Here is a 22,113-nt window from a genome sequence, read left to right as displayed (position 1 = left end):
AACAGCCGAAAGTCCGGCAAAGCAAATAACCGGCGGGCCGCCGGGCGGCCCCTGCCGCACCAACGGAAAGATTGGCAATGAAGATCAGCATCGAGCGTGGCACCCTTCTGAAAGCGGTCGGTCAGGCCCAGTCGGTCGTGGAACGCCGCAACACGATCCCGATCCTTGCCAACGTGTTGATCGAGGCCGAGGGCGACACCGTTTCCTTCCGCGCGACCGATCTGGATATCGAGGTGGTGGACCGCGCCCCGGCCATGGTCGAACGCGCGGGCGCAGTGACCGTTTCCGCCGTCATGCTGCACGAGATCGTCCGCAAGCTGCCCGACGGCGCGCTGGTGGTGCTGGAGGGCGATGCGGCTTCGGGGCGGCTGACGGTCGCGGCGGGACGGTCGAACTTCAACCTTGCCACGCTGCCGAAGGAAGACTTCCCGGTGATGGCCTCGTCGGAATATACGACGACCTTCACGGCCAAGGCCTCGGTCCTGCGCCGCCTGTTCGACAAGGCGAAATTCGCGATCTCGACCGAGGAGACGCGCTATTACCTGAACGGCGTCTATATGCATGTGGCGACGGGCGAAGAAGGCCCCGCCCTGCGCTGCGTCGCGACCGACGGCCACCGCCTTGCCCGCATCGACGCCCCCCTGCCCGATGGCGCCCAAGGGATGCCCGGCGTGATCGTCCCCCGCAAGACGGTGGGCGAGCTTCGCAAGCTGCTGGACGATGACGACGCGGACATCACCGTTTCCGTGTCGGAAACCAAGGTGCGCTTCGCCACGACGCAGATCACCATGACCTCCAAGGTCATCGACGGCACCTTCCCCGATTACAGCCGCGTCATCCCCACCGGCAACACCCGCCGTCTGGAAGTGGACGCGACCGAATTCGCCAAGGCGGTGGACCGGGTTGCGACCGTGTCATCCGAACGCTCGCGCGCGGTGAAGCTGTCGCTGGACGAAGACCGGCTGATCCTTTCAGTCAATGCCCCTGACAGCGGTGCCGCCGAGGAAGAACTGGCCGTCGCCTATGCCGACGAGAAGCTGGAGATTGGCTTCAACGCGAAATACCTTCTGGAAATCGCTAGCCAGGTGGACCGCGAAAATGCCGTGTTCCTGTTCAACTCCTCGGGCGATCCGACGCTGATGCGCGAAGGTGGCGATACCTCTGCCGTCTATGTCGTCATGCCGATGCGTGTCTGACACCGTTCTGCAATCGCTGACCCTGTCGCATTTCCGGTCGCACCTTGCGGCCGGGTTGCGCTTTGACGGCCGCCCGGTCGCAATCTTCGGGGCGAACGGCGCGGGCAAGACGAACATCCTCGAAGCCATATCGCTGCTGTCGCCGGGGCGCGGATTGCGCCGTGCCGCGCCTGTCGATTTCGCGCGCCGGCCCGAATCCATCGGCTGGAAGATCACCGCCGAAACCACCCGGCACGAGGTCGAAACCAGCGCCGAGGGCGATGCCCCGCGCCAGACCCGCATCGACGGTAAATCCACGCCGCAGACCGCCCTGTCGCGCATCCTGCGGCAGGTCTGGCTGGTTCCGTCGATGGACCGACTGTGGATCGAAGCCGCCGAGGGCCGCCGCCGTTTCCTCGACCGCATGACGATGAGCTTCACCCCCGACCATGCCGAGGCGGTGCTGGCCTATGAAAAGGCGATGCGCGACCGCAATCGCCTGCTGCGGGACGAAGTTCAGGACGGGGCTTGGTATGGCGCGCTGGAACAGCAGATGGCAGAGACTGCGACGACCATCCACGCCAACCGCGAAGCCGCGCTGGCCCTGCTGGTCGCGGCACAGGACGACGCCTTCCCGCATGCCGACCTGACCATCACAGGCCATGACGAGGATCTGGCCGCGATCTGGCATGGCAATCGTCGCCGCGACATGGCGGCGGGCCGCACGCTACACGGCCCTCACCGCGCCGATCTGGAGGCAAGCTATGCCGCCAAATCCATGCCCGCCGCGCAATGTTCGACTGGAGAGCAGAAGGCCCTGCTTGTCAGCCTGATCCTTGCCAATGCCCGCGCCCTGCCAGAACCGCCGGTGATCCTACTGGACGAGGTTGCGGCCCATCTGGACGCCGATCGTCGCGCGGCTCTGTATCGGCAGTTGATCGATCTGCGCGCCCATACCATCATGACCGGAACCGGGCCCGAGCTGTTCGAGGACCTTGGCGATGCGGCCCAGAGGTTCCGGGTCGGCCCATCGGTGGTGGAGGAAGGATGACCCCGCAACGCATCACGCTGGTGACCCTTGGCGTCGCCGATCTGGACCGGGCGAAGGCCTTCTATGCCGCGCTTGGCTGGCAGCCGCACGAAGAAAACGAGGGCGTCGCCTTCTATCAGCTTCACGGCATGGGGCTGGCGCTGTTCGGGCTGGCCGATCTGGCCAAGGATCAGGGGCGCGAGGGCGCGGCCCTTGGCACCGGGGCCGTGACGCTGGCCCAGAACTTCGCGACCAAGGCCGAGGTGGACGCCGCATATCATGCCGCGCTGGATGCAGGGGCGACCGCGTTGAAACGGCCCGAAAAGGTCTTCTGGGGCGGCTACTCCGGCTATTGGTCCGACCCCGACGGCCATGTCTGGGAGGTGGCGATGAACCCGTTCTGGCCGCTGAACGACGATGGCAGCCTGACCCTGCCATGACGATCACGCCCGAGGGGCTGCTGCTTTATGCAGGGGCGCTGGTCATCCTGTTCCTGACCCCCGGCCCGGTCTGGGTGGCGCTGATCGCGCGCGGGCTGTCGGGCGGGTTCGCGGCGGCATGGCCGCTGGCGGTGGGCGTCGCGCTGGGCGATCTGGGCTGGCCGCTGGCGGCGATCTTCGGGCTGTCCTGGGTCACCTCGCATTACGCGGGCTTCATGGACGTGCTGCGATGGGCGGCGGTCGGGATCTTCGTGGTGATGGGCTATGGCCTGATCCGCAATGCCGGAAAACCGATCGGTGCCGACAGCCGTCTGACGCGGCCCGGACGGCTTGCCGGATTTTCGGCGGGCATGGCAGCGGTGCTGGCGAACCCCAAGGCGATCCTGTTCTATATGGGCGTTCTGCCCGGCTTCTTCGATCTGAGCCGCGTGACGGGGTGGGACATCGCGGCGATCCTCGGCGTGTCCATGATCATCCCGATGACCGGAAACCTGATCTTCGCGCTGATGGTGGACCGGGTGCGCGCGCTGCTGTCCACGCCCGCTGCGCTGCGCCGCCTGAACCGGGTTGCGGGCTGCCTGCTGATCATGGTCGCGGTCGTCATCGCATTCGGCTGAAAAAAGCCCCCCATCGCGTGACATTCCCTGCCCCGGCGGCTATAAGTCACGCACAAGAAAAGGGGTAGGTCCGCATGACCGAAGCAGCACGGCAGCCGAACGATTACGGCGCCAGTTCCATCAAGGTTCTCAAGGGCTTGGAAGCGGTGCGCAAGCGCCCCGGCATGTATATCGGCGATACCGACGACGGGTCGGGCCTGCACCACATGGTTTACGAGGTCGTGGACAACGGCATCGACGAGGCGCTGGCGGGCCACGCGACCGCTGTCACCGTGAAAATCCACGCCGATGGCAGCGTATCCGTGCGCGACAACGGCCGCGGCATCCCTGTCGATATCCACCCCGAAGAAGGCGTCTCGGCGGCCGAGGTCATCATGACCCAGCTGCACGCGGGCGGCAAATTCAACAACACCGACGACAGCGGCAATGCCTACAAGGTGTCGGGCGGTCTGCATGGCGTGGGCGTTTCGGTCGTGAACGCGCTGTCGGAATGGCTGGAACTGCGCGTCTGGCGCGACGGCAAGGAATACGCGGCGCGGTTCGAACATGGCGAATGCGTCACGCATGTCCATGTCGTCGGCGACGCGCCGGGCGAACGCGGGACCGAGGTGCGCTTCTTTGCCTCGTCCAAGGAAAATTCGCCCGAGGGCACGTTCTCGAACCTCGACTACAGCTTCAAGACTCTGGAAAACCGGCTGCGGGAACTCGCCTTCCTGAATTCCGGCGTGCGCATCATCATCGAGGATGAACGCCCCGCCGAGCCGCTGCATACCGAGCTGTTCTATGAGGGCGGCGTCAAGGAATTCGTGCGCTATCTGGACCGCTCCAAGTCATCCCACATGGCCGAGCCGATCTTCATGGTGGGCGAGAAAAACGGCATCGGGGTCGAGGTCGCGATGTGGTGGAACGACACCTATCACGAACACGTCCTGCCCTTCACCAACAACATCCCGCAACGCGACGGCGGCACGCACCTTGCGGGCTTCCGCGGCGCGCTGACGCGGACCATCAACAACTATGCCCAGACCTCGGGGATCGCGAAGCGCGAGAAGGTGGATTTCACCGGCGACGACGCGCGCGAGGGGTTGACCTGCGTGTTGTCGGTCAAGGTGCCGGACCCGAAATTCTCCAGCCAGACCAAGGACAAGCTGGTTTCCTCCGAGGTGCGGCCCGCCGTCGAGAACCTCGTGAACGAAAAGCTGGCCGAGTGGTTCGAGGAGAACCCCGCACAGGCCAAGATCATCGTCGGCAAGATCATCGAAGCCGCGCTGGCCCGCGAAGCCGCCCGCAAGGCGCGCGAGTTGACCCGACGCAAGACGGCGCTGGACGTGGCCTCGCTGCCCGGCAAACTGGCGGACTGCCAGGAACGCGACCCGGCGAAGTCCGAACTGTTCCTCGTCGAGGGCGACTCGGCTGGCGGTTCGGCGAAACAGGGGCGCAGCCGTGCGAACCAGGCTGTCCTGCCCCTGCGCGGCAAGATCCTGAATGTGGAACGGGCCCGCTTCGACCGGATGCTGGGCAGCGCCGAGATCGGAACGCTGGTCACCGCCCTTGGCACCGGGATCGGACGGGATGAGTTCAACATCTCCAAGCTGCGCTACCACAAGATCGTCATCATGACCGATGCCGACGTGGACGGCGCGCATATCCGCACGCTGCTGCTGACCTTCTTCTTCCGCCAGATGCCGGAAATCATCGAGGGCGGTTACCTTTATATCGCGCAGCCGCCGCTGTATAAGGTCGCCCGCGGCAAGTCCGAGGTCTATCTGAAAGACCAGTCCGCGCTGGACGATTACCTGATCCAGCAAGGGACCGAGGGCGCGACCCTGCGGCTGGCCAATGGCGAGACGCTCGCGGGCCGCGATCTGGACCGCGTGATCGAAGGCGCGCGCCAGTTCCGCCGCGTGCTGGAGGCGTTCCCGACCCATTACCCGCGCCATATCGTCGAACAGGCGGCCCTGTCGGGTGCCTTCGATCCCGGCCGCGCCGATGACGATCTGCAGGCGGTGGCGAACACCGTCGCGCAACGTCTGGACGAGGTGGCGGTCGAATATGAACGCGGCTGGTCGGGCCGGATCACGCAGGATCACGGCATCCGCCTGTCCCGCATCCTGCGCGGCGTCGAAGAACTGCGCACGCTGGACGGCGCGGTTCTGCGTTCGGGCGAGGCGCGGCGCATCTCGACCATCTCGCAGCCGCACCGGCATGTGTATGAGGGCACCTCGCGCCTGATCCGCAAGGACCGCGAGCAGCTGATCCACGGGCCGATCGACCTGCTGAAATCCATCCTTGCCGAGGGCGAGAAGGGCCTGTCCCTGCAACGCTACAAGGGTCTGGGCGAGATGAACCCCGAACAGCTGTGGGAAACCACGCTGGACCCCGATGCGCGCACCCTGTTGCAGGTCAAGATCGACGACGTGACCGAGGCCGACGACATCTTCACCAAGCTGATGGGCGACGTGGTGGAGCCGCGCCGCGAATTCATCCAGCAAAACGCGCTGAACGTCGAAAATCTGGACTTCTGACCCGTGACACTGGCCGAGATCTACGAGGCGCGGGTCGCCGCTGGCACGCTGCGCCCCGATCCGGCCCAGCGGGCCGTCCTGCCGGAACTGGAACGCATTCGCACCGCGCTGAACGAGCCGCCAAAACGCGGCTTCTTCGCGCGGTTCCAGAAGCCGGAAATGATCCGCGGGCTTTACCTTTGGGGCGGCGTCGGGCGCGGCAAGTCGATGGTCATGGACCTGTTCGTCGATGCCGTGGACATTCCTGAAAAGCGGCGCGTCCATTTCCATGCCTTCATGCAGGAAATCCACCACGGCATGCACGAGGCGCGCAAGCAGGGCGTCGATGATGCGCTTGCCCCCGTGGCCGAGGCGATCACCGCAAAGCTGCGTCTTCTGGCCTTTGACGAGATGCAGATCACCGACATCACCGATGCGATGATCGTGGGTCGCCTGTTCCAGAAACTGTTCGAGGCGGGGGTGGTCATCGTCACCACCTCGAACCGTCCGCCCGAGGATCTTTACAAGAACGGCCTCAACCGCCAGCTTTTCGTGCCCTTCATCGAACTGCTGAAAGAACGGCTGGTCGTGCATGCGCTGGAATCGCCGAACGATTACCGCCAGCACCGGCTCTCGGGCGAGCAGGTCTATTTCACCGGCCCCTCCAAGGCCAAGATCGACGCGATCTGGGCCGACCTGACCGGCGGACAGCCCGCGCAGCCGCTGGTGCTGACCGTCAACGGCCGCAAGGTCGAAGTGCCGCAATTCGCCAACGGCGTGGCCCGCGCAACCTTTTGGGATCTTTGCGCCAAACCGCTTGGCCCTGCCGATTTCCTTGCCGTGGCCGAGGCCGTGCGCGTCCTGATCCTCGAAGACATCCCGCAGCTTTCGGCCAGCAACTACAACGAGGCAAAGCGCTTCGTCACGCTGATCGACGCGCTGTATGAGGCAAAGGTCCGCGTCATCGCCAGCGCGCATGACGTGCCCGAACGGCTTTATGCCGAGGGTGAGGGCGCCTTCGAGTTCGAGCGCACCGCATCCCGCCTGCGCGAAATGCAGGACAAGGACTGGGGGCGCTAGATCAGCTGCCAGATCAGCCGCGCGGCCATGGCGGTGGACGTCACGACCAGCAGCGGCTTGATCACCCGCGCGCCGATCCGCATCGCCAGCGCCGATCCAAGCCGCGCGCCCAGCATTGCCGCCGCGCCCATCGCCAGTCCGACTCCCCACAGCGGCGCGCCGATCACGGCGAACACGGCCAGACTGCCAAGGTTCGAGGCGAAGTTCAGCAGCTTCGTATGTGCCGTCGCCTTCAACACGCCGTATCCGGCCAGCATCACGAAGCCCATCATGAAGAACGAACCCGTCCCCGGCCCGATCAACCCGTCATAGCCCGCGATCACCGGCACGAAGAACGCGATGAAGGCCGCGGGCGTTGCGCGCTGCACCCGGTCCGTATCCGAAAGCCCCGGCTTCAGCGCAAAGAACAGCGCGATCCCGATCAACACGACTGGCAGGATGATCCGCAGCGCATCGGTCGGAATCCACCCCGCCAGCGCCGCCCCGCAACCACCGGCGAACAGCGCGACCAGCGCCGCCTTCCCCTGCCGCCGCAGATCCACATGCCCCGCGCGAGCATAGCTGACCGCCGCCGCGCCCGATCCGAACACCCCCTGCACCTTGTTGGTGGAAAGCGCGACGAACGGGTCCACCCCGGCGATCAACAGCGCAGGCAGGGTGATCAGCCCCCCGCCCCCGGCGATGGAGTCGATGAAACCGCCAAGGAACGCGGCCCCGACAAGAAAGGCGATCAGTTCGAATTCCATCTCAGGCCTTCGTCGTCTCCGCCATCCGCGCGGCGTGTTCGCGGCGCAGGGCGCGGCGCAACTCTGCCGCCCGGTGGCGCTGGCGGTCGGCCTCGCCCTCCGGCTCGAACACCGGAACGGCGGCGGGTTTGCCGTCGTCGTTCACCGCGACCATGGTGAAATAGCACGAATTGGTATGCCGCACGGCCCCGGTGCGGATATTCTCCGCCTCGACCCGGATGCCGACCTCCATCGAGGTGCGCCCGGCATAGTTGATCGCCGCGCGAAACGTCACCAGTTCGCCCACGTTGATCGGTTCCTTGAACAGCACCTGATCGACGGACAGCGTCACCGCGTAATGCTTGGAATAGCGCGAGGCGAGCGAAAAGGCGACGCGGTCCAGCAGCTTCAGCAATTCGCCCCCATGCACCTTGCCGCTGAAATTGGCCATGTCGGGGGTCATCAGTTCGGTCATTTCCAGATGCCGGTCGGATCGTGTCATGCTGGCTCCTGCGCGCTTACGCCGCATCCTTGGCGCGGCGGAAGCGCGGTGTAAAGTCAGGCGCTGCGCGCGACGGGGTTTTGCCCCCGCATCAGTGCCACATGGATCACACCCCCCAGCACCGCACCGATCACCCAGCCAAAGCCCGACAGCGCGACCAGCGACGGCATCCAGACCGTCATCACCGAAAACACGGCGGCGATGGCAAAGGCCGTGATCGCCTTCATGTTCCAGCCTTCGGTATAGTGATACGCCCCCTCCGGCCCCGCGACGTAAAGGTCGTCCAGCGAAACCTGCTGTTTGCGGACAAGGTAGTAATCCGCGACCAGGATGCCATAAAGCGGCGCCAGCACCGCGCCCAGCGTATCGACGAAGGCCGCGATCCCGATGGTGGAAATCAGCGGCACCCAAAGCGCCCCGATGAAGAAGGCGATGACGGCGGTGATGATCCCGCCCATCCTTGCGCTGATATGCGCAGGGGCAAGGTTGGCGATGTCATAGGCCGGCGGGATGAAGTTCGCGACGAGGTTGATCCCCACGGTCGCGGCAAAGAAGGTGAAGGCCGCGATCAGCGTCAGCCAGAAATTATCCACCCGTTCGACGATGTCGGCGGGGTTCACCAGATGCTCTCCGAACAGCACCACGGTCCCTGCGGTCACGAACAGCGCGATGAAGGAGAACACCGCGATGGACACCGGCAGGCCCCAGAAGTTGCCTTTGCGCATCTCGCCCTCGGTCGTCACGAAGCGGGAAAAATCGCCGAAGTTGATCACCACCGCGGCGAAATAGGCGATCATCGTACCCATCACCGCGATGAAGGCCGCGATCGGCCCGCGCGCGTCCGTTGCCGTATCCCCCTCGAAGATGGAGCCGAGCGCGCCAAAGATCCCGTTCCCGGCCTGATACCAGATCACCAGCATCAGCGCGAACATCACCACATAGACGAACGGCCCGGCCCAGTTCAGGAACTTGGCGATCCAGTCGATCCCCATCATGAACAGCCCGATCTGGAACAGGCACACGACGAAATAGGAAATCCAGCCGATCGCGGTCATTCCAAGGAAGGTCGCGCCCCCTTCGATCCCCAGCAGGGTATTGAGCAGCAGCGCCACGGCGGTCGAGGCGAAATAGGTCTGCACCCCATACCAGAAGATCGCGACGATGCCGCGGATCAGCGCCGGAAACCGCGCGCCCCGCACGCCCATCGAGGCGCGGGCCATCACCGGATAGGGAATGCCGTATTTCACCGACGGCTTGCCGGTCAGGTTCACCAGAACCATCACGAACGCGCCCGCCAGAACGATCGCGGCAAACACCGCCCAACCGTTCAGCCCATAGGTCAGGAACAGCGACGCCGCCAGCGAATAGCCGAAAAGCGATTGGATGTCGTTGTTCCAGACGTTGAAAATCTCGAACCAGCCCCATTTGCGCTGCGATGGCGCAAGGGGGGCGAGGTCTTCGTTGTAAAGCGAACTGTCCCGTCCGCTGCCCGGCAGAGCCATGGATGATCCTTTCCCGTTGGACTTCGCGGACGTTGCCGCGCGCGCGCCTGTGTCGGCGTCACGCGAATCCTAACGGAAAAGTGACAAAACGATTATGCTGCCTCTGCGAAAACAGCCTTCGGCTTAGCGCGAAGATACGAATTCGCCCAGCGAATAGCCTTGCAAATACAAAAGTGCCGTCAGATCGCCATGGTTGATACGCAGATCGCATTGCGCGGCGACGGCGGGCTTGGCGTGCAGCGCAACGCCCATCCCCGCGCGCCACAGCATCCCCAGATCGTTCGCCCCATCGCCCACGGCGATCGCATCGGCCTCGGCCCAGCCCATCGCGGCGGTGATCTCCTCCAGCGCGGTCACCTTGGCCTCGCGCCCAAGGATCGGTTCGGCCACGGTGCCCAGCAGCTTGCCATCCGCAGCATGAAGCACGTTGGCGCGGTTTTCGTCAAAGCCCAGCGCCTCGGCCACCCGCGCGGTGAAGGCGGTGAACCCACCAGACACCAGAGCCGCCCGCGCGCCGTTCGCCTTCATCGTTGCGATCAAGGTGGCCCCGCCGGGCATGAAGGTGATGCGGCTGTCCAGCACCTTGCCGATCACGCTCTCGGGCAGATCCTTCAACAGCCCGACGCGTTCGCGCAGGGCGGCGTCGAAATCCAGCTCGCCGTTCATCGCGCGGGCGGTGATGGCGGCGACGTATTCGCCCACGCCCGCCTCAGCCGCCAACTCGTCGATGCATTCCTGCTGGATCATGGTCGAATCCATATCCGCCAGCAGCAGCTTCTTGCGCCGGTTCGCCTCGGGCAGCACGGCCAGATCGACGCCCAGCGCCTGAAGGCCCTCCCAGACCTCCCACAGGTTCTCGGGCTTATCCTCCAGCGGGAATTCCGCCGCGATGCCGGGGTTCAGCCAGCGCGCATCGCCACCGCCCCATGCGTTGCGCACGCTTTCGACGGTCGCGCGATCCAGCGCGGGGTTGGACGGATCGGTCAAAAGCGTTGCGATGAACATGGGCATCTTTCCGTTGCTGTCTGCGCCCGCCTTGGCACAAAAGCCGCGCTGGTGCCAGCGGGCCCGCTGACATTCCCCGCCCGATGCGGCATGAAGCGGGAAAGAAAGGCCCGCCGATGACCGCTCCCTCCCTTCCGCAGGCGCTGGCACTGACCACCGCATCGCAGATCGCCGCCACCACGTCGGTGCTTGCCTTCACCGCTATTCCGACGCTGGTCGCAGCGGGGATGGGACTTTCGCCGCACCTGATCGGGTATCAGGTCAGCCTGATCTATGCCGTCGGCATCCTGTTCTCGATTATGGCGGGGGGCCTTGTGAAACGTCTGGGCGCGGGGCGCGTGGGGCAGATTGCGCTGGTCGCAGCGGGAATCGGGTTTTGCGGGCTGGCGTCGGGGCGGATCGCTGGGGTCGCGGCAGGCTCGGCACTGATCGGGCTGGGATATGGGCTGGTGAACCCGTCCTCGTCACATATCCTGTCGCGGCTGGCCCCGGCAGCGACACGCAATCTGGTGTTTTCGATCAAGCAGGCGGGCGTGCCGCTGGGCGGGGTCACTGCCGCGCTGGCCGTTCCGCCGCTGGCGCATTGGCTGGGTTGGCAATGGGCGATGGTGGTGCTGGCGGCAGCCACCATGTGCATCGCCGCGATCTATATCCGCTACATCCCGCAATGGGATGGCGACCGCGACCCGTCCGTGCCGATCATGGGCGGCATCCGCGCCCGGCAGGCGCTCGTCTGGCGCGACTCCTCGCTCAGCAAGCTGGCTATCATGGGGTTCCTGTATTCGGCGATGCAGCTTTCGCTGTCCTCCTTCATGGTCGCCATGCTGATCGAGGATTTCAGCTGGTCCGCGCTGGCTGCCGCAAGCTGCGCCGCCGCGATGCAGGCCAGCGGCGCGTTCGGGCGGGTGTTCTGGGGCTTTGTCGCGGACCGGCTCGGATCGGGCTTTCTGGTGCTGGCGCTGGTGGGCGCGTTGCAATGTGCCGCTGGTTTCGGATTCATGCTGCTGGACGATGCCCCGGCTGTCGGCTTTGCGATGATCCTTCTGGCGGGGCTGACCGCGCTTGGCTGGAACGGCGTCGCGATGGCGGAAACCGCCCATGCCAGCCCCAAGGGCGGGACGCTCACCGGCGAGGTTCTGGCATGGACCTTCCTTGGCGTCGTCGCGGGTCCGGCGGGTTTTGCCGCGCTCTATGGGCTGACGGGCGATTACGTCACCATCTTCCGCCTGTTCGCGCTTTTGTCCCTGCTTGGGGCGGCGCTGGCGCTGGCGGGGCACCGGCGCCGCCCGCGCTGACCTATTCCAGCGCCGCCTTCACCACGTCCAGCCCCGGCTCGCCCGCAGCGGTCGTCACGCCCTCCATCCAGCCGTCCAGAACGTCCGGGTTCTCGCCCAGCCAGCGTTCGGCGGCGGCCCCGGCCTCCAGCCCTTCGTCGAGGATGTAGGTCATCAGCACATCCTCCTGTGCGACGGTGAAGGACAGGTTGGACAGGAATTTCCCCACATTCGGGCATTCGGCGGCATAGCCCGCGCGGGTGTTGGTCAGCACCGTCGCCGCGCCGTCCTGCGGGCCGAACACGTCGTCGCCGTTCGTCAGGTATTCCATCTCCATCCGCACGTTCATCGGATGCGGCTGCCAGCCGAAGAAGACGATGGGCTGCTCGCTTCCCGAGGCGCGCTGCACCTGCGCCAGCATCCCTTGCTCGCTCGATTCGATCAGGCTGAACCCGTTCAGGCCGAACTTGTCCTGTTCGATCATGCCCATGATCGTGGCGTTCGCGCTGCTGCCCGCCTCGATGCCATAGATCTGCCCGCCAAGCTGGTCGCGGAACGCGGCGATGTCGGCATAGGTCTTCAGCCCCGCATCATAGGTCGCCTTCGGCACGGCCAGACCGATCCGCGCGCCCTCCAGCACCGGGCGGATCACGTCGATCTGCCCCGCCTCGACCAGCGGCGTCTGGATCGGTTCCTGAAGCGGCATCCAGTTGCCAAGGAAGATGTCCGTATCGCCCTGTTTCAGCGACTCGAAGGTGACGGCCACGGACAGGATCTGGATTTCGGGCGCATATCCCAATTCCTCCAGCACGCGGGCGGCGATGGCGGTCGTGGCGGTGATGTCGGTCCAGCCCACATCCGAGAACCGCGGCGCGAGGCAGGTTTCGGGGTCCTGCGCGGCAGCGGGCAGCGCCGTGCAAAGAAGAATCGCGATCAGCTTTTTCATTCATACCTCCTGTTGTTCGTTATCGTTTTTGTCCGACCGCGCGCCCTGCCCCTTCGGGCATCGGCTGGCTGGCATGCGCATCGGCGACAGCCTTCAACTTTTCCCAGACCTCGGGCGCGGCGGGGGCGGATTTTCCGGCATCCACATGCAGGCAAAGCTGTTCGACCGTCGCCAGCAGCGCGCCCTCCCGCTCGATGCGGACGAAGGAGCGGAATCGCTTATCGTCCGCCGACAGGACCTGAAGCCGCACCGTCAGCCGGTCGCCCAGCTTCGCCTCGCCCAGATGGCGGATATGGGTTTCCACCGAGTAGAAGCTGCGCCCCGTGGCGACATAGTCCAGCCCCGCGCCGATCAGGGCAAGAAATGCGTCGATGGCATGCGAGTTCAACTCGTAATACCGGCTTTCGGTCATGTGACCGTTGTAATCGATCCAAGCCGGAAGAACCTGCCGGTGCAATTCCAGCCCCGCCTCGGGCGCGGCCTCGCGCAGCGCATCGTGTTCGCGCAGCACGCGGCCCGCGCCCCAGTCCCGGTCTTTCAGCACCCGCAGGAAGCCGACAAGGTTGGCATCCCTGATCCGCTCCAACTCGCGGAAGTCATAGGCACCCGACTGCGCGTCCGATTGGCTGGCGACCAGATCGACCAGTTCGTCGTTGAACTCGGGCACATCGGTCAGCTTGGTCCACGGCCATTGCAGCGCCGGGCCGAACTGGGCCATGAAATGCTTCATCCCCGCCTCGCCCCCGGCGATGCGATAGGTCTCGAACAGGCCCATCTGCCCCCAGCGAAGGCCGAAGCCCATGCGGATGGATTCGTCGATCTCCTCGGTCGTGGCGACGCCGTCCTTCAGCATCCAGAGCGCCTCGCGCCAGACGGCCTCAAGGAAGCGGTTGCCAAGGAAGGCGTCGATTTCCTTCTTCAGATGCAGCGGGAACATACCGATCCGGCGCATCACCTCCATCGTGCGCTCCACCACCTCGGGCGGATTGGCGGGGGATGGCGAGACTTCGGACAGCGGCAAAAGATAAACCGGGTTGAACGGATGCGCGACGATGATCTGGCCGGGATTGGCGCTGCCCTTTTGCAGATCCGACGCCATGAACCCGGATGTCGATGACCCGATCACCGCCGTCCCATTCGCCGCCTGCAATTCGGCATAGACGCGATGCTTCAACTCAAGCCGTTCGCTGACCGATTCCTGGATGTAGTCCGCACCCGCCGCCGCCTCGGCCATCGAGGCAGCGAAGCTCAGCTGCCCTTCGGTCGGCATCGGCACATCCGACAGCGCGGGCAGCGACAGGCGGGCATTGGCCAGCACCTCGCCCAGCTTGCGTTCGGCCTGCGGATCGGGGTCGAACACCACCACATCCCAGCCGTTCAGCAGGAACCGCGCCGCCCAGCCGCCACCGATGACGCCACCGCCGATGATCGCCGCCTTCATGCCCGTTTCTCCAGCTTCAGCTTCGTGCGCACCTCGGCGGGTGTGATGACCCGTGCGCCAAGATTTTCGATGATGGTCACTGCCCGCTCGACCAGTTGCGCATTGGTGGCAAGCTGGCCCTTGCCCAGCCACAGGTTGTCCTCCAGCCCGACCCGGACGTTGCCGCCCGCCAGAACCGAGGCCGCGACATAGGGCATCTGGTGCCGCCCCAGCGCGAAGGCCGACCATGTCCAACCCGCGGGCACGTTGTTCACCATCGCCATGAAGGTGTTCAGATCGTCCGGCGCCCCCCACGGCACGCCCATGCAAAGCTGCACCAGCACCGGGTCCGGGACGATCCCCTCCTCTGCCAGTTGCCGCGCGAACCACAGATGGCCGGTGTCGAAGGCCTCGATCTCGATCCGCACGCCTGCCGCCGTCATCCGTGCGGCCATGTCACGCAACATGCCGGGTGTGTTCACCATGACGTAATCGGCTTCGTTGAAGTTCATCGTGCCGCAATCCAGCGTGCAGATCTCGGGGCGGCAATCGACCACATGCGCGACGCGCTCCGTCGCGCCCGCCATGTCGGACCGGGGCGACATCGCCATGTTCTCGGTTCCGTCGAACAGCAGATCGCCCCCCATCCCCGCGGTCAGGTTCAACACGACATCGACCTCGCTGTCGCGGATACGCTCCGTCACCTCGCGATAGAGTGCCGGATCGCGGGCAGGCGCGCCGGTTTCGGGGTCGCGGACATGGCAGTGGACGATGGCCGCCCCCGCCTTGGCCGCAGCGACGGCGCTTTCCGCGATCTGCTGCGGCGAGCGAGGCACATGCGGCGAGCGGTCCTGCGTGCCGCCCGATCCGGTCACGGCACAGGTGATAAAGACTTCGCGGTTCATGGTCAGCGGCATTCGGTTCTCCTTTGCCGCAAGCCTACGCCTCTTGGCAGACGGTGATTTGCGATCTACGAATCCCGGATGACGGAAAACGCGATCTTCGGCCCCGCACGAAACCCGCTGACCATCGCGCTTCTGGTTCTGGCCGAGGCGTCGATCCTTCAGGTCGCATCGACGCTGGACCCGCTGCGAAACGCGAACCGCCAGTTGGGATACGAGGCGTTCCGTTGGCGGGTCGTGTCGCGCGATGGCGGGCCGGTGCCGCTGACCTGCGGGCTGTCGCTGCCATCGTCCGGGCCGCTGCGGGCGGCGGCGGGCGCGGATGCACTGTTCATCGTCGCGGGGTTTCATCAGGACGCGGTCGCGCCGCCCGCGCTGATCCGGGACCTGCACCGCATGGCCGTCCGTTTCGCGCTGATCGGCGGCGTGGATTCGGGGCCATGGATCATGGCGCGGGCAGGTCTTCTGGACGGATACCGCGCCACCGTCCATTGGGAGGATCTGGAGGACATGGCCGCCCGCCACCCTGCGATCGAAGTCGTTCCCGACCGCTATGTCATCGACCGGGGGCGCGTGACCATCGGCGGCGCCGGTCCGGCGGCCGATTTCATGCTGCATCTGATCCGCTGTCGCCACGGCGCCCCGCTGGCCCGCCAGGTCGCGATGAGCTTTCAGACCATCCAGACGCCGGGCGCGGTGCCGCAGATCGCCTCCTCGCTGCGCGAGCCGGGGCTGGACCCTCGCGTCGCCGCCGCTGCCGCCCGGATGGAGGCACGGATCGACGCGCCCGAAACCGCAGCAAGCACCGCCCGCGCCGTCGGTCTTTCCCCCCGGCAGATGGAAAAGCTGTTCCGCACCGATTTCGGCACCACCCCCGGCGCCTATGCCCTGAACCTGAGGCTTCAGGCGGCGCGCCGCCTGCTGACGGACACCCGTCACCCGCTGGTCGAAGTTGCGCTGCGCACCGGCTTCACCAGCCCGGCCACGCTCAGCCGCGCCTTCCGCAACGCTTTCGGAATATCCCCCGGCAGCCTTCGGCGCGGATGAGGACATGGCGTTTCGGCCACGGTGCCACGGCAATTCCGACAAAAACTCTCAGCCTCGTTGACAGGGCCCGCCCGTATCGTCATCACAGTTTGACATCACAGGTTCCGGGTCACGATCATGCCATCATCCATTCGTCTTGCCTTGCTGGCAGGTGCCAGCCTTCTTGCCGTCGGCGCGGCCCATGCACAGGAAAGCGATCGCATCATCGTTCTCAGCCCGATCGTGGTTCAGGCGGACGATGTCGCTGGCTATGTCGCCGAAGGCGCGCAGGTCGCGAAATCCACCCTGCCGGTGAACGAGATGCCGCAGTCGATGTCGGTCGTGACCAATGACCAGATCAACGATCAGGGCGCCGATCGCGTCGGGGCGGCTCTCGGCTATACCGCAGGTATCCTTGCCGAACCCTTCGGACGCGACCCCCGGTTCGATTCGCCCCGCATTCGCGGCTTCAACGCCGAAGGCGCCCAATACGTCAACGGCCTGCGCCAAGGGCGTTATTTCGGCGCGGCGGCGCAAGAGCTTTACGGGCTGCAACAGATCGAGGTCCTGCGCGGCCCCTCCTCGGCCGTCTATGGCGCCGGATCGCCGCTCGGCGTCGTGAACATGGTGCAGAAGCGCGCCCGTTCGTTCGACTTCGGCGAGGTCGGCGTGGGCGTCGACAGCAGTGATGGCGCGCGCCTGTTCTTCGATGCAAACCGCGTTCTGTCCGATACCCTGTCCTTCCGCCTGACTGGGATCGGGCGCAACGACACCACCCAGATCGAGGATCTGGACAACGAGGGCGGCTATGTTGCCGGCGCCCTGCGCTACACCCCCGATGACGCGACGACCGTGGACGTTCTGCTGAACTACACCAAGGATGCGCCGATCTCGCCGACGGGTGTGCCGTTCGCGCTGACTGAATCCGCAGATGCCGACACCCTGCGCGACCTCTATACTGGGCAGAAGAACTTCGACGACAGCGACCGCGAGATGCTGAGCCTCGGCATCGAGATCAGCCACGATCTTGGCAACGGCTGGACGCTGGGCCAAGGTCTGCGTTACGAGAAGTTCAACTGGGATTACCAAGGCACCTATGCCAGCGCGGTGCTGACGCCCGACACCTTCTCGCGCGGGTCCTCGCGCCAAAACGAGAAGAGCGACACGATCAGCCTCGATACCCGGCTTTCGGGCAACGTGATGACCGGGCAGGTCGATCACCAGCTTCTGTTCGGTGCCGACATCCGTAAATACGACGCGTTCGAAAGCAGCCAGTTCAGCCGGGACAAAAAAGGCACGGAAACTGAGGACGACGACGATACGGGGACGCCAGACCTCAACTGGCGCAACCCGGACTACAACGGTTTCGCACCGATCTTCGATAACCCCGCCAATGCCGGCGACGTGGTGCTGCGCCAGGCAGGCATCTATGCGCAGGACGAACTCAGCTTCGGCAACTGGCGCGGCGTCGCAGGTCTGCGCTACGACTGGGTCGAACAGGAGGGCAACCGTTACGGCTCGCCGTCCGAGTTCAAGGACACGGAACTGACGGGACGCGTCGGTCTGTCCTATGTCATGCCGAACGGGTTCACACCCTATGCGACATACTCGACCTCGTTCGACCCGCAGGCGGGGCAGGACGGCAACGGCGACGTTCTGAAACCGACCGAGGGCAAGCAGCTTGAAGTCGGGGTGAAATATCGCCCGGTAGGATTTGACGCTCTGTTCACCGCCGCCCTCTATGATCTGGAGCAAGAGAACGTGACCCGCTTCGTTCCGCGCGTCGGCGAAGAAGGATCCGACCCCTTCCAGATCGGCAAGGTGAAATCGCGTGGCCTGGAACTCGAAGCGACCGCCCAGCTTGACGAAGGGTGGTCGATCCGTGGCGCCTATGCCTACAACAAGACCGAACAGGTTTCGTTCAGCGCCGATCCGTTGAATGGCAATGAACTGCCCGACGCCCCGAACCACCTTGCCAGCCTGTGGGTCGATCGCGACTTTGGCAACGGCTTCACCGCCGGTGCAGGCGTGCGCTATATCGGCGAGCGGTACCGCGATGCGGCCAACTCGGGCAAACTGGACAGCGCCACGCTGGTCGATCTGGCCGTCCGCTACGACTGGGAGAACATCCGCACCTCAGTCAACGTGTCCAACCTGACCGACGAGGTCTATCTGGGGGCCTGCGGCTTCTCCTACTGCTCCTATGGCGAGGGGCGCGTGGTTTCGGCCAAGGTCGCCTATACCTGGTGATCCAGCGACGCACCTTTCTGACCGCCGCCGGCATCTTGCTGGCGGCGTCTTCGTCAGGTCGGGCCAAACCTGCGCCGCGCCTTGCGGCCATCGACTGGGCGATGATGGAAACCGCCATCGCGCTTGGGCATATGCCCGTCGCGGGGGCCGAGTTGATCCGATACCGCGCCGATGTCGAACAGCCGGTGATCCCGCAGGACGTGGTCGATCTTGGCCTGCGCGGGTCCCCGAATTTCGAGCTGCTACAGCTTGTAAGGCCGGATCTGATCCTGTCCTCCCCCTATTACACGCAGTATCGAGCGCGGCTGGAGGGCATCGCCCCGGTCCTGTCGCTGACCTTCTTCGTTCCGGGCGAGCCGCCGCTGCCCCGTGCCTTCGCCGCGCTTGCGGATATGGGGCACGAGATCGGCGACACCGCCGCCGCCGCGCGCGTGGCCGAGGCTGCCGATGCGGCGCTGGATGCCGCCGCGGCGCGGCTGGCACCTTTTCGTGACCGTCCCGTCGCGCTCATCGATATCGGCGATGCGCGACACATGCGGATGTTCGGCTTCGACAGCTTGTTCGGCAGCACGCTGGAACGGCTGGGCCTGACCAATGCCCGCAGCCAGCCGACGGCTTTCGGCTTCATGGCTCCGGTGCCGCTGGAATCGCTGGCGGACATGCCGGACGCGCGGGTGGTCGTGATCGGCCCGCCGCCGCTGGCCGCCCGTCGGGCACTGGCACGGTCCGTGCTTTGGCGCGCCCTGCCACCCGTGACGCAGAACCGCGTCCATGCGCTGCCGGGGCTGAACCCGTTCGGCGCGATCCCGACCGTGCTGCGCTTTGCGGCCGAGTTGGAGCGGGCGCTGACCTCGGGGCCGACGACCATCGCATGACCCGGACACTGACGCTTCTTCCCGCGCTGGGCGCGGCGGTTCTTCTGTGGCTTCTGGCGGCCCATGCGCTGGCGGGGTGGCATTGGCCAGCCCTGCCCTTCCGGCCCGAGGCGATGACGCTGGACCAGATCCGGCTGGCCTTCGGGCTGATGCCGCGCGGGGCGATCGCGCTGGTGGCCGGGGCGATGCTGGGCCTGTCGGGGGCGATCCTTCAGGTCGTGCTGCGCAATCCGGTCGCCGATCCGACGACGCTGGGCATCCAGTCGGGGGCGCAGCTTGCGCTGGTGCTTGGCACCGTGATCGCGCCCGGCCTGATGGAATACGGGCGCTGGCCTGTGGCGGTGACGGGCGCGGCGGCGGCGTCCCTGCTGGTCATGGCGATCGGCGCGAGACGAGCCTTCGCCCCGGTCACGATGGTCATCGCCGGGATGCTGGTGGGCATGACCGCAAGCGCAATCGCCACCGCCGTCACGCTGTCGCAGGGGGAATACCTCCTGTCGCTGGTGATCTGGAACGGCGGATCGCTGGTGCAACAGGACTGGTCGGGGGTGCGGGCGCTTGCGTTCGTCTTCGCCGCCGGGGCGCTTGCGGCGGGCTTGCTGCTGCGGCCCTTGCGCGTGCTTTCGCTTGGTGCCGAAGGGGCGCGCGGGCTGGGGCTGAACGTGGCCGCCGTCCGGCTTCTGGCCGTGACCGTCGCGCTGGTTCTGGCGGCGGCAGTCTCGGCCGAGGTTGGCCTCGTCGCCTTCGTCGGCCTTGCCGGACCGGCTGCCGCGCGGGCGATGGGGGCAAGCGGATCGGGGCGGCTGATGGTGCTGTCGGCGGTGGCGGGCGCGCTGCTCCTGTCGCTCAGCGATGGGCTGGTCCTGACGCTCGCGGGGCTCGGGGCCGAAAGCTTTCCGACCGGCGCGCTGACCGGGCTGATCGGCGGGCCGCTGCTGATCGCGCTGCTGCCCCGCCTGCGCGGCGCGACGCCCCCCGGCGAGGAGCGGGCCGAGGCGAGCCTGCGCCGCGCGCGCCGCCCCTACCGTTTGCTGGGTGCCATTTCGGCCGCGATCCTTCTGGCGGGCGTGGTGCTGCTTGTGATCGGGCGGGTGCCCGGCGGCTGGGCGGTTCTGGACCGGCACAGCTTCGCGACCTTTCTGCCGATGCGACTGCCGCGCCTGATCGGGGCGACGGCGGCAGGGGCGGCGCTTGGAATGGCGGGCGCGATCCTGCAACGGCTGACTGCGAACCCCCTCGCCTCGCCCGAGGTCCTGGGCGTGTCGGGCGGCGCGGCGCTCGGCTATGCGCTGGCGGTGTTCTTCGTCGCGGTGCCGGGGACGGGCACGCTGGCGGTGGGCACGATGACCGGCGGCATTGCGGCGCTTGCGGTCGTGGCCGCCTTTGCGCAACGCCGCCAGATGCCGCCCGAACGCATTCTGCTGGCCGGGATCGCGGTGTCGGCGCTGGCTTCGGCGGTTCTGGCGGCGATCATGTCCGTGGGCGATACGCGATCCTTCCTCGTTCTGGCATGGCTGTCGGGATCGGCGGCGATGGTGACGCCCGCCGGGGCCGCCGGACTGTGCGCCGTCGTGGCAGCGGTCTGGGCGATGGCCTTGGGCACGCGCCGCTGGCTGGGCATCCTTCCCTTGGGTGACGGGGTCGCAGGCGGGCTCGGACTTCGGACCGGCGGGGCGCGGCTTGCGCTGGTCGTCGTGGCGGGCGTGGCGGTGGGTGGCGCGACGATCCTTGTCGGACCGCTCAGCTTCGTCGGCCTGATGGCGCCGCACATGGCGCGCCGGATGGGGCTCGTCTTGCCGATGGATCACGTGACCGGGGCCGCGCTGATCGGCGGCGGGCTGATGCTGGCGGCCGATTTCGGCGCCCGGATGGCCGGGTTTCCCTATGAACTTCCGCTTGGCCTATTCGCGTCGCTGATCGGCGCGCCCTGGCTGATCGGCCTGATGATGAGGCGTGCGAGATGAGCCTGTTTTCCCTGACCGGCCTGACAGTCGATGTGCCGGGCCGCCGCCTTCTGGACGGGCTGACGCTGGATGTGCCCAAAGGGCAGCTCATTGCGCTGATCGGTCACAACGGGTCGGGAAAATCGACGCTGCTGAAGACGCTGGCGCGGCAGATCGCGCCCTCGGGCGGGGCGATACGGTTCGACGGGCGGCCGATCGGGGCATGGGCCGCCCGCGATCACGCCCGGCGGCTTGCGTTCATGCCGCAGACGACGCCCCCGGCGGATGGGATGACAGTGGCCGAACTGGTCGCGCTGGGCCGCTACCCCTGGCACGGCGCGCTGGGCCGGTTCGGGCCGGACGATGCCCGCGCCGTTGATCGCGCGCTGGCCGAATGCGGGGTCGCCGCGCTGGCCGAACGTCTGGTCGACACGCTTTCGGGCGGCGAGCGGCAGCGGGCATGGCTTGCGATGATGGTCGCACAGGGCGCGGAAACCCTTCTGCTGGACGAGCCGATCTCGGCGCTGGACATCAGCCACGCGGTCGAGGTGATGTCGCTTGTCCGCGACATGTGCCACAGCCAGCGGCGCAGCGCGCTGGTGGTGCTGCACGACGTGAACATGGCGGCGCGCTATGCCGACCACGTCATCGCGCTGCGCCGGGGACAGGTCGTGATGCAGGGCCCGCCTTCCGATCTGATGCAGCCGAGGATGCTTGAGCAGATTTATGGCCTGCCGATGCAGGTGATGCTGCGCCCGGACGGCACCCCCGTCGCCGTTCCCGCATAAGCCCGATTCGCCTTATCCGGGCATCGGCAATCGGCAAGGACCCCGACGTTTCCGCGCGCTATCAGCCACTTGCCCTGCCGCGCAACGCCGCTGCCTTTTATTCTTGCGT

Annotated in this window: 19 protein-coding genes; 12 read left to right on the top strand and 7 right to left on the bottom strand. The window is 66.2% G+C overall.

All coding sequences use genetic code 11. The annotated features are described in order from the left end of the window. Window positions 1–77 precede the first annotated feature (77 nt). The 6 genes from dnaN (at window position 78) to zapE (ending at window position 6,846) form a co-directional block, all read left to right on the top strand. Window positions 78–1,196, top strand: a complete 1,119-nt coding sequence (gene dnaN, locus E2K76_RS06275) for a DNA polymerase III subunit beta (protein ID WP_136683434.1) — start codon at window positions 78–80, stop codon at window positions 1,194–1,196. Continuing rightward, complete coding sequence (gene recF, locus E2K76_RS06270; protein ID WP_246032911.1) at window positions 1,189–2,226, top strand: DNA replication/repair protein RecF; 1,038 nt, start codon at window positions 1,189–1,191, stop codon at window positions 2,224–2,226. The genes dnaN and recF overlap by 8 nt, the downstream gene beginning before the upstream one ends. Further along, window positions 2,223–2,645 (top strand): VOC family protein, encoded by a 423-nt coding sequence (locus tag E2K76_RS06265; RefSeq protein ID WP_136683432.1) that lies wholly within the window; start codon window positions 2,223–2,225, stop codon window positions 2,643–2,645. Before recF ends, E2K76_RS06265 begins: the two co-directional genes overlap by 4 nt. Continuing rightward, entirely contained in the window at window positions 2,642–3,262 is a 621-nt protein-coding gene (locus tag E2K76_RS06260; RefSeq protein ID WP_136683431.1) for a LysE family translocator, read from the top strand. Before E2K76_RS06265 ends, E2K76_RS06260 begins: the two co-directional genes overlap by 4 nt. Before the next feature lie 74 nt (window positions 3,263–3,336). After that, on the top strand, window positions 3,337–5,787 hold the full coding sequence (gyrB, locus tag E2K76_RS06255; protein WP_136683430.1) for a DNA topoisomerase (ATP-hydrolyzing) subunit B: 2,451 nt from the start codon (window positions 3,337–3,339) through the stop codon (window positions 5,785–5,787). A 3-nt stretch (window positions 5,788–5,790) separates the two neighbouring features. Beyond that, a complete protein-coding gene (gene zapE, locus E2K76_RS06250; RefSeq protein ID WP_136683429.1) occupies window positions 5,791–6,846 on the top strand; it encodes a cell division protein ZapE in 1,056 nt (351 codons plus the stop codon). Here zapE and E2K76_RS06245 read toward each other — a convergent pair. From E2K76_RS06245 to serB, 4 genes are all read right to left on the bottom strand, one after another. After that, window positions 6,843–7,592, bottom strand: a complete 750-nt coding sequence (locus tag E2K76_RS06245; protein WP_136683428.1) for a TSUP family transporter — start codon at window positions 7,590–7,592, stop codon at window positions 6,843–6,845. The two genes, zapE and E2K76_RS06245, sit on opposite strands and share 4 nt — an antisense overlap. Window position 7,593: 1 nt before the next feature. After that, the gene (locus E2K76_RS06240; RefSeq protein WP_136683427.1) at window positions 7,594–8,073 is read right to left on the bottom strand and encodes an acyl-CoA thioesterase; all 480 of its coding nucleotides are present in this window, start codon (window positions 8,071–8,073) and stop codon (window positions 7,594–7,596) included. A 56-nt stretch (window positions 8,074–8,129) separates the two neighbouring features. Next, complete coding sequence (locus tag E2K76_RS06235) at window positions 8,130–9,575, bottom strand: NCS1 family nucleobase:cation symporter-1 (RefSeq protein ID WP_136683426.1); 1,446 nt, start codon at window positions 9,573–9,575, stop codon at window positions 8,130–8,132. Window positions 9,576–9,698: 123 nt separating this feature from the next. Then, a complete protein-coding gene (gene serB, locus E2K76_RS06230) occupies window positions 9,699–10,580 on the bottom strand; it encodes a phosphoserine phosphatase SerB (RefSeq protein WP_136683425.1) in 882 nt (293 codons plus the stop codon). A 116-nt stretch (window positions 10,581–10,696) separates the two neighbouring features. On the opposite strand from serB, the gene E2K76_RS06225 reads away from it, so the two are divergent. Further along, complete coding sequence (locus tag E2K76_RS06225) at window positions 10,697–11,875, top strand: MFS transporter (RefSeq protein ID WP_169053218.1); 1,179 nt, start codon at window positions 10,697–10,699, stop codon at window positions 11,873–11,875. A 1-nt stretch (window position 11,876) separates the two neighbouring features. Here E2K76_RS06225 and choX read toward each other — a convergent pair whose 3' ends face one another. The 3 genes from choX to E2K76_RS06210 are packed head-to-tail and all read right to left on the bottom strand — an operon-like array spanning window position 11,877 to window position 15,137. Next, entirely contained in the window at window positions 11,877–12,800 is a 924-nt protein-coding gene (gene choX, locus E2K76_RS06220; RefSeq protein WP_136683423.1) for a choline ABC transporter substrate-binding protein, read from the bottom strand. 19 nt (window positions 12,801–12,819) lie between these two features. Continuing rightward, window positions 12,820–14,241 carry a carnitine 3-dehydrogenase gene (locus tag E2K76_RS06215; protein ID WP_136683422.1) on the bottom strand — a complete coding sequence of 474 codons (1,422 nt, stop codon included), beginning with the start codon at window positions 14,239–14,241 and terminating at the stop codon, window positions 12,820–12,822. Beyond that, a complete protein-coding gene (locus E2K76_RS06210; protein ID WP_136683421.1) occupies window positions 14,238–15,137 on the bottom strand; it encodes a BKACE family enzyme in 900 nt (299 codons plus the stop codon). The genes E2K76_RS06215 and E2K76_RS06210 overlap by 4 nt, the downstream gene beginning before the upstream one ends. Window positions 15,138–15,203: 66 nt before the next feature. On the opposite strand from E2K76_RS06210, the gene E2K76_RS06205 reads away from it, so the two are divergent. The 5 genes from E2K76_RS06205 to E2K76_RS06185 all read left to right on the top strand — a co-directional run bounded on the left by E2K76_RS06205 (window position 15,204) and on the right by E2K76_RS06185 (window position 22,004). Continuing rightward, window positions 15,204–16,169, top strand: a complete 966-nt coding sequence (locus E2K76_RS06205; protein WP_136683420.1) for a GlxA family transcriptional regulator — start codon at window positions 15,204–15,206, stop codon at window positions 16,167–16,169. A 117-nt stretch (window positions 16,170–16,286) separates the two neighbouring features. Then, window positions 16,287–18,398, top strand: coding sequence for a TonB-dependent siderophore receptor (locus E2K76_RS06200; protein ID WP_136683419.1), 2,112 nt, complete (start codon window positions 16,287–16,289; stop codon window positions 18,396–18,398). Continuing rightward, on the top strand, window positions 18,395–19,273 hold the full coding sequence (locus E2K76_RS06195) for an ABC transporter substrate-binding protein (RefSeq protein ID WP_246032910.1): 879 nt from the start codon (window positions 18,395–18,397) through the stop codon (window positions 19,271–19,273). Before E2K76_RS06200 ends, E2K76_RS06195 begins: the two co-directional genes overlap by 4 nt. Continuing rightward, complete coding sequence (fhuB, locus tag E2K76_RS06190; RefSeq protein ID WP_136683418.1) at window positions 19,270–21,237, top strand: Fe(3+)-hydroxamate ABC transporter permease FhuB; 1,968 nt, start codon at window positions 19,270–19,272, stop codon at window positions 21,235–21,237. The genes E2K76_RS06195 and fhuB overlap by 4 nt, the downstream gene beginning before the upstream one ends. Next, window positions 21,234–22,004 (top strand): ABC transporter ATP-binding protein, encoded by a 771-nt coding sequence (locus E2K76_RS06185; protein ID WP_136683417.1) that lies wholly within the window; start codon window positions 21,234–21,236, stop codon window positions 22,002–22,004. Before fhuB ends, E2K76_RS06185 begins: the two co-directional genes overlap by 4 nt. Window positions 22,005–22,113: the final 109 nt, after the last annotated feature.

Source organism: Falsirhodobacter xinxiangensis (genome assembly GCF_004959935.1).
Classification (GTDB): Bacteria; Pseudomonadota; Alphaproteobacteria; order Rhodobacterales; family Rhodobacteraceae; genus Falsirhodobacter; species Falsirhodobacter xinxiangensis.
Note: the sequence above shows the minus strand (reverse complement) of the source record. Positions and strands in the feature narration are given on the sequence as shown.

Coding starts and splice junctions, on each gene's coding strand:
- dnaN (WP_136683434.1), top strand. CDS start 78: ATGAAGATCAGCATCGAGCGTGGCACCCTTCTGAAAGCGGTCGGTCAG.
- E2K76_RS06265 (WP_136683432.1), top strand. CDS start 2,223: ATGACCCCGCAACGCATCACGCTGGTGACCCTTGGCGTCGCCGATCTG.
- E2K76_RS06260 (WP_136683431.1), top strand. CDS start 2,642: ATGACGATCACGCCCGAGGGGCTGCTGCTTTATGCAGGGGCGCTGGTC.
- gyrB (WP_136683430.1), top strand. CDS start 3,337: ATGACCGAAGCAGCACGGCAGCCGAACGATTACGGCGCCAGTTCCATC.
- E2K76_RS06245 (WP_136683428.1), bottom strand. CDS start 7,592: ATGGAATTCGAACTGATCGCCTTTCTTGTCGGGGCCGCGTTCCTTGGC.
- E2K76_RS06240 (WP_136683427.1), bottom strand. CDS start 8,073: ATGACACGATCCGACCGGCATCTGGAAATGACCGAACTGATGACCCCC.
- E2K76_RS06235 (WP_136683426.1), bottom strand. CDS start 9,575: ATGGCTCTGCCGGGCAGCGGACGGGACAGTTCGCTTTACAACGAAGAC.
- serB (WP_136683425.1), bottom strand. CDS start 10,580: ATGTTCATCGCAACGCTTTTGACCGATCCGTCCAACCCCGCGCTGGAT.
- E2K76_RS06225 (WP_169053218.1), top strand. CDS start 10,697: ATGACCGCTCCCTCCCTTCCGCAGGCGCTGGCACTGACCACCGCATCG.
- choX (WP_136683423.1), bottom strand. CDS start 12,800: ATGAAAAAGCTGATCGCGATTCTTCTTTGCACGGCGCTGCCCGCTGCC.
- E2K76_RS06215 (WP_136683422.1), bottom strand. CDS start 14,241: ATGAAGGCGGCGATCATCGGCGGTGGCGTCATCGGTGGCGGCTGGGCG.
- E2K76_RS06210 (WP_136683421.1), bottom strand. CDS start 15,137: ATGCCGCTGACCATGAACCGCGAAGTCTTTATCACCTGTGCCGTGACC.
- E2K76_RS06205 (WP_136683420.1), top strand. CDS start 15,204: ATGACGGAAAACGCGATCTTCGGCCCCGCACGAAACCCGCTGACCATC.
- E2K76_RS06200 (WP_136683419.1), top strand. CDS start 16,287: ATGCCATCATCCATTCGTCTTGCCTTGCTGGCAGGTGCCAGCCTTCTT.
- fhuB (WP_136683418.1), top strand. CDS start 19,270: ATGACCCGGACACTGACGCTTCTTCCCGCGCTGGGCGCGGCGGTTCTT.
- E2K76_RS06185 (WP_136683417.1), top strand. CDS start 21,234: ATGAGCCTGTTTTCCCTGACCGGCCTGACAGTCGATGTGCCGGGCCGC.